We start from the raw sequence: 12299 nt of genomic DNA on the forward strand, positions 1-12299 counted from the left end.
AGAATAGGTAGCGCTGTTAGAATTATGAACTCCACTGATTATTGGCTTACCGATTAATGTTTTCTTCTAGGTTATTAGTTACTAGCTTTATTATTTTTATTGTAAATCAGACGGCTTACGCGAGTAATTTAGTGGTCACGCTAAATGGTAAACTGCCAAAAGCTGTTCACAATAATATACGAGCCCACTTAGGTAAATTACCCGAGAGTGATTTAGAGCGTTCTGCTTTTATTTATAGTGCCAAAGATAACAGCTATCAAGCACTGCAAGCATTAGGCTATTATCAAGCAGAGATTATTGCCAAGGTTAATAACGGTCAAAGTGCTACTGAAAAAAGTAGTACCAATAAAACCAAGCCAAAACAAACAAAACAAGAGTCATGGCAGTTTGAGCTGAACATAACATTAAACTCCCCTACTTTACTCGACAAAGTAGTTGTTACCCTTGATGGTGAAGCCAGTCGTGACCCTGCCTTTCAAACATTACTTAATAATCATAAGATTGTACAAGGTCAGATACTTCACCAGGGCAAGTATGAAGCGTTAAAATCTGCTTTGATTTCGTTAGCGTTGCAGCGTGGTTATTTCAATGGTGAATTAACGGAAAGTACCATAGCCATTAAAAAACAATTTCAATATGCTGATATTACTTTGCACTATAAGAGTGGCCCGCGTTTTCAATTTGGCGACGTAACCTTTAATGATTTTGATCTAGAGCCTGAGTTGTTATCAAGCATAATCCCCTTTCAGAGGAATGAGTATTACACTACAACTGCTTTTCACCAGCTACAGCATCAACTGCAATCTACTCAGTATTTTGCTAGCATCATTGCAGTGCCCGGTGAAAAAATTCAAGATGAAAGTAATCATACCTATACCATTCCGATTAATGTTTCACTCACACCGGCTAAAAGTCACCAATTTGATTTGGGCATAGGGTATGCAACTGATACTGAGTATCGACTTTCCGCGGCTTGGCGAACTCCGTTAATCAATAAATATGGTCACTTTCAAGAAACTAAATTTGAATATTCCCAATTAAACCCTACAGGTAGGTTCATTTATAGTATTCCTTTGAGTCATCCAAGCAGAGATTTACTTCAATTTCAAATCAGCATAGAAAATGAGGATTATGCGGATCTTAGAACGAAATTCTTTTCAACCCAAATGGGTAGACTAGTGAGTAACAATAATTGGCAAAGGCAAATATATAGTCGTTATCATAAAGAGGTATGGAAGTATGAGCTTGATGAGAATGCGCCGAATATTGATTGGTCGGAGTTAGATGCCGCAAGTTACCTTATCCCTGGTATCACTTGGTCAAAAACGATACGCTCAGGTCCCCCCTTAGATCCGAGTGAAGGCTTTCGTCAAACGTATAATATTGAAGGCGCCCATTTGAAAGCAGGCTCAGATAATAGTTTTTTTAAGATACATGGCCGATGGAATTATATTACGACTTTAGCTGCTAGCCACCGATTAGTTGCACGTGCAGAACTAGGTGCAATTTATGTTGATAGGGATGCAGAGTTAGCGCCCTCATTACGTTTTTATGCTGGTGGCGATCAAAGCATTAGAGGATATTCCTATCAATCTATTGGTTCAACTATTCCCTCCTCATCCGATCCTGAACAAGCAGTACCTATTGTTGTCGGTAGTACTCGCTTAATGGTGGCAAGTTTAGAATATCAATATTACCTGAACAATAAATGGCGAGTGACCTTGTTTTCTGATGGTGGTAGCGCCGCCAATAAAGGCGAATTTGAGCCCGTATATTCTGTGGGAACAGGTATGCACTATATCTCACCGGTGGGCGCGGTAAAGTTTGATTTCGCTTACCCTTTTAATGGTACTGACAGTAAAAAATGGCGAGTTCATATCAATTTAGGTGCTGAACTGTGATCTGGCGTAGGTTAACTTTTAAAGTAATAAAGTGGTTAACGCTATTACTTTTTTTATGCACTATTTTATTGACCACCCCTTGGGGAACAAGGGTAACGGTTAGTTTACTGAATAATATTGACGGCATTAACTTTGACTATAAGGCCGGCGCATTAGTGAGAGATATTGAACTTCATTCTTTTCAATTGAGCCTAAAAAATCTTAATATTCATGTGAAGGATGTAAGTACCAAGATTGACTTTTCTTGCAGCTGGCGCAAAACATTATGTATTGATACTTTGAAAGTGGCTAGCTTTTCATTAACTTATTTTAGTGATAACAACGATAAAAAATCTACAGATAAAGCTAAAAAAGTTAATGATGGTAGTTTATTTGTTATGCCCTTTGCCATTGAAGCGCAGGCAGTCGATATATCCAAAAGCCTGTTAATTATTAACCAAACAATAGTCGATATTGAGCAATTCACCGCAAAAGTAGTGATTAATAACAGTCAATTTAACATATTACGACCCAGCGCTAAGCGATTATCCATCTCGGTAGAAAGTAATAAGCAGGCTAACAGTAAAACGATAACAACGACTGCTTCAAAAAGCATAAGTAAAAACAGTGTCAAAGCTACTGGGAATGCAGTCTATTCACTTTTTAGTAACTTACCTGAAGTTAACTTACCCATATCATTAAACATTCAACAATTGTTAGTTGATGAATTACGCATCGTCGATCCTGAAAAGAAGAACAATAATTCATTAATAAAGGGTCAACAATGGCCATACCAACAGAGCCAGCTTTCCGGCACTTGGGTCAAAAGTGAAGTTGATATTACCAACTTTTCAACTTCAACGGTAAACTATGCAATAAACCATTTAGCGCTAAAAACTCAACTTATACCGCCTTATAAAATAAATACTCGGTTAAAAGTTGAGCTACATAAAATATCACGTTGGCCTGAGGCGTCTGACTCAACCATAGAGCTATCACTACAAGGTGCCTTTGATGATTTAACAGCAAATGTTACCAGTAAGGGCAGCCTTGTTTTAAGCAGTCAAGGACACGTTAACTTATCACATCCCCAACTGCCCTTTAAGCTACAATTATCAGCCGATAAACTCCCTCTGCCATCGTCTTTAGCTCAATACGCAAAGCCGTCATCACTTTCCTTAGATATGTCTGGTGACTTAGTTCAACAAACAATTAATTTACGCAGCCATCTCAATAGTTACGGTTATAGAAATGCTCAATTAGACTTATCAGCCAGACATCAACAAGGTTTAATCACAGTTAATGAATTAGTCTTTAACGAGAAAGACTCTAACAACCAATTAAACTTACACGGCAATATTGATTTTCAGTCAAAAGCAACAAGTTGGCAATTATTTGCTGATTCTTCTGGTTTTACTTTACCGAAAATTAACCTTAAGGCATTAGTATCCCCAAAAAGCACAGACATCAATAAAGATATTAACACCCGCACTAAAGCAGAAAAAAATACCGAAGCTCTGGCGAAAGATATCGAAACTCTATTGCCTGATGTTATCAATGGTCGGTTTTTAGGACGAATAGCCAGTACCGGCACTTGGTCAGCATCGCAATGGTCACTCTCTGTAAATGATACCGATGTCTCTGGCACCCTTAATAATAATCCGTTTATCATTCAAGGTGACATCGCTGTAAATCAATCTGGTTACTTCTCTTCAGGTGATTTACAGCAAGGTGAATTGCTCATTGTTTTTGATAAGGACCAGTTGACGTTACAAACATTCGACGACAATAACTGGCATGTTAATGGAAAATTGGACATTGCTAACATTTCTCGCTGGTACACCCCGGCGAGCGGCTCTTTTATCAGTGCCTTTACTATAAGCGGAAATAAACAAGATCCTATCATTACGGTTGATACCAAGTTTAATAATCTACAGTGGCAGCAGTTTTATAGCCCCTTATTTTCAGTAGCCGGCAGTTATCAGCCATTTAATGCCCATAAAACGAAGTTAACGGTAAAAAATAAACGGTTGGATATTACAGATAAAAGCGACACCCTAACTATTGAAGACATAACCCTAGATTTTTCAGGAGACCTTTATCAACATCAATTACAGCTTGATTGGCAAGGTATCATTACAGGGCATTTAATGTTATCAGGCCAGTGGCATGAGGCGCTAAACCATTGGCAAAGCACTATTGAACACTCGGTTTTAACTTATCAACAAGAGACTTTACGTAATGACGACACCTTTTCGATTAATTTTGATGTGGATAAACAGCAGCTGTTAATCGATAAACACTGTTGGTTAGCTAAAGGTCTTGAGATCTGTCTACCTGTTAATACTTGGGCTGGTGAATCTGGTGATGTTACATTAACGCTAAATCTCGATTTAGCGTTAATGGATGAATTTATATTACCGAAAGAAGTGCAGCTTAAAAGTAAAATTTCAGGTGATATAAAAGCACAATGGTCGCCCACCCAAGCAATATCAGCAATGGCCTATTTTGATTTTTCTTCTGGCAACATAAAAGTAAATGATGAGTTCAATGAACAACAAGTTTCTCAGTGGCATCAAGGTACATTTTCGTTCGCCGTTAACGAAACACACTTAACGAGTAAATTTCAGTTACAAGATGTCCAAGAAAAAGTGCTTATTAAAACAAACTCAACAATCACCTTTGTTGATGATTTCCTTATCGATGCTCAAATAGAACTTAATCAGTTTAATTTAGAGCCCTTTCAATCGATTATCAGCAATGTAGTTAGTTTACAAGGTCATTTATCTGCGATGCTAACGGTTAACGGGACAATAAAGGAACCATTAATAAACGGTAACTTAGCACTAGATAGTGGAGAGTTATTATTAAGTCAAAATCCCAATAAGCTTGAAAATATTAGCGCTGAACTGCAAATAAAGAATAACCAGGCCAAGATTTTGGGTGACCTATGCATAAAAGAAAATAGAGCAACACTCTATGGTCAACTCGCGTGGCAAGACTTTTTCACTATGGATATAGACCTTAACGCTGAGCACTTGCCGTTAGTATTCCCGCCTCAGTTATTGATGGAAATTTCACCAAAATTAAACTTTTCGCTCAAAGATAAAGCACTAAAAATTACGGGTAACTTAGATGTACTAAAAGGAACGTATAATATTGAAAAACTGCCTGAAGGTATGATTAACCTGAGTGATGATGTCATTATTATTGATCAGCAAGGTAAAAAGGTTTTTAAAGAACAGTCTGGATTTGATATTGAAACCAATGTGAGAATTAATATAGGGAAAAAATTCAAAATCTCAGGACAAGGACTCGAAAGTAACTTGTTTGGTCAGTTGCAGGTAAGTCAGCAACAAAATAAACCTTTACAACTTTTTGGAAGTATTCAATCCGACCAGGGAACATATAAAGCTTATGGACAGAAATTAACTATCGATAAAGGGGAATTATCCTTTAACGGTCCAATCACTAATCCCTATTTTAATTTACGAGCGGGTAGACATATTAAAGCGGAAGATATAGAAGTCGGCCTTAAGATAACCGGCTTAGCTGACTCTCTAGATATACAGCTGTTCTCTACACCAAATATGGAGTCGCCTGAAATATTATCTTATCTAGCAAGAGGTCGCGGTTTAGATTCTGGTGGTGGTAGTAGTACCGCGGCAGCAAGTATGTTGATTGGATTTGGCGTCACTAACAGTGTCGGTTTATTTGATCGATTAGAAGAAATACCCTTTATTAATAATATTGCCGTAGATACCGAAGGTGAAGGCGATACCACCCAAGCGATTATTAGTGGTTATATCGGTAATCGTGTCTATTTGAAATATGGTATTGGTGTATATGAGCCAATTAATGAATTGACGGTCAGATTGTATCTACTTAATCGATTATGGTTAGAGATCGTTAGTGGTATTGAGCAATCGAGTGATATTTATTACTCATTTGATATTGAATGATAGCCATCTTATTAGCCCTTTCGGGCACTTCCTTATTTATTCTTGATGTTTGCATGAATGTCGTCGTGATTTTTTATAAAATAAATCACCTGGTAATATAAGGTAATACACTGCCACTATGACTTTACCTATATGACTTAACTAGAGCGAATCTATTCCTAAAGTTAGATATGATAAAGGGAATAACGTGTTAATTATTCCCTTAAAGCAACCCAAGAGTAAATAGCTAGTTATTAAAGCTAAGCCACTGTAAATTGTTGTGTTAGCTGATTTAACTTCGAAGCGATGACACTAATATCTTGCCCCGCAGTTGATACCTGTGTCGCTGCAGCTGAATTTTCATAGGCAACATCACTGATTGTGGTAATGTTTTGCGCTATTTCATTTGATACACAGGACTGTTCTTCAACAGCTGTTGCAATCAACTCTGTCATTTGAGTAATACTGCCTATCTCGCCATTCATGGTATGGATCATTTGAGCCGTGGTGTGTGCATTGGATAATGTGTGTTCACATACCGAACGACTCGTTTTCATTGCTTTTACCGCATCATTTGAAGCACTTTGCAGTTTTCCAATCATGTCTTCTATGTTTTTAGTTGATTCTTGTGTTTTTGAAGCTAATGTTCTGACTTCATCAGCAACAACGGCGAAACCTCGTCCTTGATCACCGGCTCTTGCCGCTTCAATGGCAGCGTTAAGTGCCAGCAAATTCGTTTGGTCTGCTATGCCACGTATCACCTCAAGCACTGAGCCTATTTCGTGTGAATCCGTTTCTAAGGTTTGAATCACTGCGCTAGCACTGCTAATTTCGTTATCTAATTGTCCTAGGTCACTAATTGTTTGTCTCAGCTTATTATTTGCTTCATTGGAAGAATGTTGTGCCGCTTGTGCAGAATTTGCTGCATTGGTGGCACTCATTGCAACTTCATTAATGCTCGTAGACATTTCTTCCACAGCGGTAGCAACCTGTTCAATACTTGATTGCTGTGCTTCTAAGCTGACTGAAGACTGTAAACTTAATGCGCTAGTTTCTTCCGCCGAACTTGCTAAGTTATTACTGTTGTCAATAATTTCACTGACAACACCTAGCAGATGATTAGCCATCTGTTTCATTGACCCGTAAACACCTTGCATCTCGCGAGCCGTATCAAAATCAACCGTTAAATCACCTTTAGCAATTGTCTCAGAGATGCTTTTCATCTCACCCGGCTCACCACCTAATGGCGTAATAATTGATTTGGTAATTGAAAGGGCTACTCCAACTATCACCACAATAAAGAGTAAGATAATCGTGACTATATTCCAATAAAGTGTTTGTATGGGCTCAAACGCTTCCGCAACATCAATTTCTGATAACAAGCCCCAACGTATACCATCAAGTTCAATAGCTGTGTATGCAGATAAAACGGGATTACCATTATAATCAATAATTATTTTTTGCCCTGTCTTACCTTCAATGGCTAAATTTGCCCCTTCAGTGTTTACGCCATTTTGTTTTACGTTACCTGCAAAAGAGGCCGTTACTGAATGCCCTTTAGGATCAAGAAAAGAATCTGAGCGCATTAACAAATCACTACCAACAAGATAACTTTCACCTGTGTCGCCCATTCCAGCGCGTTCTTGCATTACTCCATTTATTTTTTCAATAGATAATTGTAATGCAATCACAACAGATACACCTGTGCTTGTGGTAAAAGGTAATGCTATAAATCCTGCTGGATCACCGTTGCTAGGGGCGTAACGACTAAAGTCGGACATTCCGTAAGTATTATTGTCATTTACTCGTCTAAATAATTGTCCTAAATTTGAATCCTTATATTGACCAACCACTAAGTTAGTTTGGTAATCCGCTTCTTTTGTTACCGTATAAAAAATACCACCGCTATTGTCGATGATGAAAAAATCGTAATAACCATACGCTTTAATAAAGGTTTCAAAATATTGATGATTATCATGTGCAGAAGCGTTTAAAGCAGCGGCGGAGCTAAAATCTAATACCTTTTGAATAGTCCCGCTGAGTACTTCAATATCGCCTTTTCGTTCCTCGAAATAACCTTCGATTTGTGATTTTTTAATTTCTCTAACCGCAACCAGTTGTGAAAACGCTTGCTTCTCAATAGCACTACTTGAGACATAACTTGCTATAGCTCCCATTAAGATCATAGGTATTAGCGAAACAGATAAGAAGGTAATTAATAATTTGATTTTTAGTTTCATGATTCTATAAGTCCATTTAAAAGGGGTGTAGAGTGTTACGCCTAGAGTAAAGTACTATACGAGGCGTAAATAAATAGTAGAATATTTGGGAAAGTCAAAAACGAATAAAATAGAAGTGTCTTAATCATCAATGCTAATCCCTGCACAATAGATCCAAATTTCAGTATAGCAACACAAAGGTGAATAACAATAATTCTTGCTATTCCTTCTAGTTATAAAGATATATTCAACGAAGTCCACAGGAGATATTTGGCTTATCCCAAAGGTGATAAGCCAAATATAAAGTTAGAATTGATTAATGTTTCTTTGGTTCGTCTGAACAATGCCAAGCAACAAATTTCCATGATTTGTTAACTCTGACTAAAATATCACTACATCGACCATGGGTTACTCTTTGCTTACCTTCTTTAGAGGTAGAGCCATTAGAATAATAGTAATGAGCGACAGCAGTATTACCATGAACGACAATCGCCGCTGGACTATATTCAGCAACGTTATTAACTGATCCATCTTGAAATTGGAATTTTTCCCACCTTTTTACCGAACTACGATTACGTGGCATTGGGGTACTACTGCCCCACACCATAGCGTCTTTAGTTACCCATTTATCGGTCCAATTATTATCGCGCTTTTCAATATCTTTATATGAGGCTACAACAACATCCCATACTTCTGTTTGCTTTTTATCCCAACTAGCAGCGGTTACGCTAAACGCTGTAGCCGTTAATATTAGGGCGATCAGTAATTTAAAGTTCATGTTTATTTCCTTGTTCAAATGTAGACAAGAGTTACATCACAGCGCACTGTTAAGTATGCCGAGATTCCGATTATCGCTCATTAAATATAGCAGGTTAAAATCAACAGCCGTTAATTCTGACATCATCCTTGCTAAAGCTAGTCCGACTGCAGTGTCGCACTCATTGGAGTGGAACAGCCAACTGTATATTTACCTTTAAAGTTATGTCTATTTTGTAACTAACTCAGAATACGCTGTGCCATTGTTGAGTGTCGACGAACCAGCGCTCCTCATAGATTTTGCCACCTTCAAATTTGAACAAGACCGACAGCTGAGATGCTGCCATATTATCTGATTTCCACTCAACAATTGAGACGACTTCATTTTCGCCTTCGATCTGACGCAGCCCTGTTATTTCGAAACCTGGAGGCAGCATCTCCCCAAGACCATTCAGAGCAGAACGGAACGCTTGTCGTCCCTTTAGCACATCGGCTTGTCCCGGCATGATAAATGTCATCTCTTCCACATAGTCAGTTACTAAGCTATCAAAATCCCCAGTACCAACCGCTTCCCAACCACGTTGTACTATCTTGGCTAAATTCATTGCTTTATCTCCTATAGGTTTTGTACTCTTTAACTATAGAAGCTATCCACTAATTTTGCGGCGATGGTGACATAACAAACCAAGAGATGACTGACTAATGCCTAGCTGTTATGTTACTGGCGTACAAATACATGGATATAGCGTTGTTAGATGAGCTAAACGCTATTGTAGTAAAGCTTCCCATCTATCATTATCAATGTAATATTTTTATAACTCAGTTAGATTATTGACATGATTTAATTAACCTGTTGTAGTCAATGGTGTAACTACCATAAATAAAATTAACCATAAAAAAGGAATAAATATGCTCAGCTATTCAACCATAGGTGTTACAGATTTAGAGAAGTCAGAAGCCTTTTATAATGAGTTATTATCTCCTATTGGTGCGAAAACCTTGGTGAAAATGGAACGTATTATATTTATTGGTAAAAGTATGTCCGAACCCATGCTAGCCATTTGTATTCCATATAACGAAGAAGTACAAAGCTGTGGTAATGGCAATATGATAGCAATTGCTCCCGGTTCAAAAGAGCAATGTGATGAGATGTACCATAAGGCAATTGCGTTAGGCGCTACCTGTGATGGTGCACCCGGACAGCGTATACCTGATGTTTTCTATGGTGCTTACTTCCGTGATTGTGATGGTAATAAAATGGCTTTTAATCACTTTGGTTAAGTAACAATAACCAAGCATGTTTTTTGTTTGTACACAGTCATTTTCATCTAAACTTAAAAGACGCTGATTAAATATTGTATGAATTATCAGCCGTCTTTACTCAAACTAGAAAAAATCAATGAAAATAGCCTCACACCGCAAGTTTTTAATGTAAAATCCCTCAGATAAACATAAAGCATTTACACTGCTAAATTCAAACAATCATAAGTTACCTGGAAAATATAAATCATGCGAGTAGCCGTTTCACAGTTTGCCACCAGTTCAAATCCTCAAGAAAATCTAGCAAGCTGTATTCGTATGATAAATGAGGCGGCAACATGCCAACCTTCGCTAATCGTACTACCTGAATTTTGTAATACTCTCTTTTCAGATTTTCTCCTTGGTAGTGCTCAAGGTTGTTATGCCGATCATAATCAAGCTTGGGATGAAGCGTTAGCACTTGATGGACCTTTTCTAAACGCTATAGCAGATCAAGCGATAAAACATGATTGTTACATTGTTTTCAATGTCACCTTACGACGTGATGATAGCCATGACTTGCAACAAAATGAGCAAGACGGGCTAGTTGGTTCAAAAACAAAATCAAATATTAGTATTACCTCATGTTTATTTTCCCCCCTTGGAAAATTGATTCATCAAGTGGATAAACAAAACTTGTCCGCGAATGAACTTTATTTTTTCATTAGCGCGGTTAAAGCTCCTGAAGTGGTAACAACACCTTTTGGACAACTTGGGCTGTTAACGGGTAGCGATAGCATGTCATTTGAAGCAGCACGGGCATTAGGCTCCAGTGGTGCGCAATTACTGTGTAATTCAATTAATTCATTCGCAATAGATCAAAGTCACTTACATGATCCTGCCCGAGCGTTTGAAAATAACGTATTTTTAGCGACGGCAAATAAAGTTGGCTCACTCATCCCCGTTGAGCAACCTCAAGATCAGCCATATGACGACCTTGCTAGCACTCGAGTTGGTGCTGGTCAAAGCCAAATAGTATCTCCTGACGGTAAGGTACTAGCAAAGCTTAATAATAATGAAGAAGGCTTCGTTTTTGCTGATATTGATTTATCTTTTACTGACGCTATAACTGAAACAAGAACAGCGGTCGGACTAAACAACAAACTCCGCCCTGACGGCACACAACATATTAAACAACTACGTCCAAAACTTTACCAAGCGCTGTCAGCATCAAAAACTGTGCAGTCTGTCGATGACAATAAAGTCCCCGTCACTGCCAATGTTGCAATATTTGCCACATACAAGTCTAACGAACAGGCTATTGAAGACGTTTGTCAGTACATTGAAAATAACCTCTCAGACATTATTCAATTACCTGAATTATTCTTTATCGACGATAAAACCATTACTAACGATTCTGAGCAAAGAAATCAGATAGCAGAATTAAGCAATCTGCTAATTGAGCAAGTCAGCGCTGTCTTAAGACCTTTTCAATACCTATGCACTAGTTTAGTTATTGAAGGAAAACATCAAGCTGTGCTGATAAGCGAACAAGGTTTGTTAGCAACACAAGCTCAATTGCATTTTTGTCAAAGGTATCATTGGACGGAACTTGGTGATGACTTGAATATCGTTGAATTACCATTAGAGCAGGGAAAAATCAGCCTTGCTATGCTTACCGCAGATGACGCTAACATACCTGAAATAGTTAAAATTGCCGCTTTAAAGGGCATCCATGTATTACTCGTACCTTTTGATATTCAAGAGCCATGCGAAGTTGAATACAACCTATTATCTCGCGCAGCTGAAAACAGAATTTGCATTGTAGCCGCCAGTCGTGAGAAAACCTTTGCTAATGATTTACCGGCCGACACTACAAATAATATTTATGGTAAAAATAAGGTAAAAGTACAGAAATCCACCGGACTCATTGCTAATTTAACCACCGACCCTGCTTTATTACCCCAGTGGAGAACACAACGATTTTCCGGTTATATCAATCAACCTCTGGTTAAACTTCAGTACGGTAAAATCACCAAAGCTGTGATTCATCCAATTGCGGCTTGTACTAAATTGTAAATAAAACATATATCAACAAAATGTGCCAGCGCTACAGTTTGTCATTTGAGATCAATGACTAAACAGCTGCATCACATGTTCATCAGTACAAAGTTAGCGCTTAACTAATATTCCTGTAATTAAGTGTTAACCTCAAGGAAAAAACACGCTACTATCCCCCCGCTAAATTTACACTGCATTATTAA

At 38.0% G+C, this 12299-nt stretch carries 7 protein-coding genes; 4 read left to right on the forward strand and 3 right to left on the reverse strand.

Going from position 1 to position 12299, the window contains the following annotated elements; all coding sequences use genetic code 11:
- The first annotated feature begins 56 nt into the window (after positions 1–56).
- Complete coding sequence (locus CXF85_RS22005; protein WP_101230790.1) at positions 57–1901, forward strand: autotransporter assembly complex protein TamA; 1845 nt, start codon at positions 57–59, stop codon at positions 1899–1901.
- A complete protein-coding gene (locus CXF85_RS22010) occupies positions 1898–5842 on the forward strand; it encodes a translocation/assembly module TamB domain-containing protein (protein ID WP_101230791.1) in 3945 nt (1314 codons plus the stop codon). Before CXF85_RS22005 ends, CXF85_RS22010 begins: the two co-directional genes overlap by 4 nt.
- A 239-nt stretch (positions 5843–6081) precedes the next feature.
- Here the strand turns inward: CXF85_RS22010 and CXF85_RS22015 are convergent, their stop codons facing one another.
- From CXF85_RS22015 to CXF85_RS22025, 3 genes are all read right to left on the reverse strand, one after another.
- The gene (locus tag CXF85_RS22015) at positions 6082–8061 is read right to left on the reverse strand and encodes a methyl-accepting chemotaxis protein (RefSeq protein WP_101230792.1); all 1980 of its coding nucleotides are present in this window, start codon (positions 8059–8061) and stop codon (positions 6082–6084) included.
- 295 nt (positions 8062–8356) lie between these two features.
- Complete coding sequence (locus CXF85_RS22020; RefSeq protein ID WP_101230793.1) at positions 8357–8818, reverse strand: nuclear transport factor 2 family protein; 462 nt, start codon at positions 8816–8818, stop codon at positions 8357–8359.
- A gap of 223 nt (positions 8819–9041) precedes the next feature.
- Positions 9042–9401 (reverse strand): nuclear transport factor 2 family protein, encoded by a 360-nt coding sequence (locus tag CXF85_RS22025; RefSeq protein WP_101230794.1) that lies wholly within the window; start codon positions 9399–9401, stop codon positions 9042–9044.
- Positions 9402–9705: 304 nt separating this feature from the next.
- Between CXF85_RS22025 and CXF85_RS22030 the strand changes: the two genes are divergently transcribed.
- Positions 9706–10077, forward strand: a complete 372-nt coding sequence (locus CXF85_RS22030; protein WP_101230795.1) for a VOC family protein — start codon at positions 9706–9708, stop codon at positions 10075–10077.
- 228 nt (positions 10078–10305) lie between these two features.
- A complete protein-coding gene (locus CXF85_RS22035; RefSeq protein WP_101230796.1) occupies positions 10306–12114 on the forward strand; it encodes a nitrilase-related carbon-nitrogen hydrolase in 1809 nt (602 codons plus the stop codon).
- Positions 12115–12299: the final 185 nt, after the last annotated feature.

Origin of the sequence: Colwellia sp. 75C3, assembly GCF_002836255.1 — a bacterium.
In the GTDB taxonomy this organism is placed as follows: Bacteria; Pseudomonadota; Gammaproteobacteria; order Enterobacterales; family Alteromonadaceae; genus Colwellia.

Excerpts from the sequence above, each read along its gene's own strand:
- CXF85_RS22005 (WP_101230790.1), top strand. The coding sequence starts at position 57 with ATGTTTTCTTCTAGGTTATTAGTTACTAGCTTTATTATTTTTATTGTA.
- CXF85_RS22025 (WP_101230794.1), bottom strand. The coding sequence starts at position 9,401 with ATGAATTTAGCCAAGATAGTACAACGTGGTTGGGAAGCGGTTGGTACT.
- CXF85_RS22030 (WP_101230795.1), top strand. The coding sequence starts at position 9,706 with ATGCTCAGCTATTCAACCATAGGTGTTACAGATTTAGAGAAGTCAGAA.
- CXF85_RS22035 (WP_101230796.1), top strand. The coding sequence starts at position 10,306 with ATGCGAGTAGCCGTTTCACAGTTTGCCACCAGTTCAAATCCTCAAGAA.
- CXF85_RS22020 (WP_101230793.1), bottom strand. The coding sequence starts at position 8,818 with ATGAACTTTAAATTACTGATCGCCCTAATATTAACGGCTACAGCGTTT.
- CXF85_RS22015 (WP_101230792.1), bottom strand. The coding sequence starts at position 8,061 with ATGAAACTAAAAATCAAATTATTAATTACCTTCTTATCTGTTTCGCTA.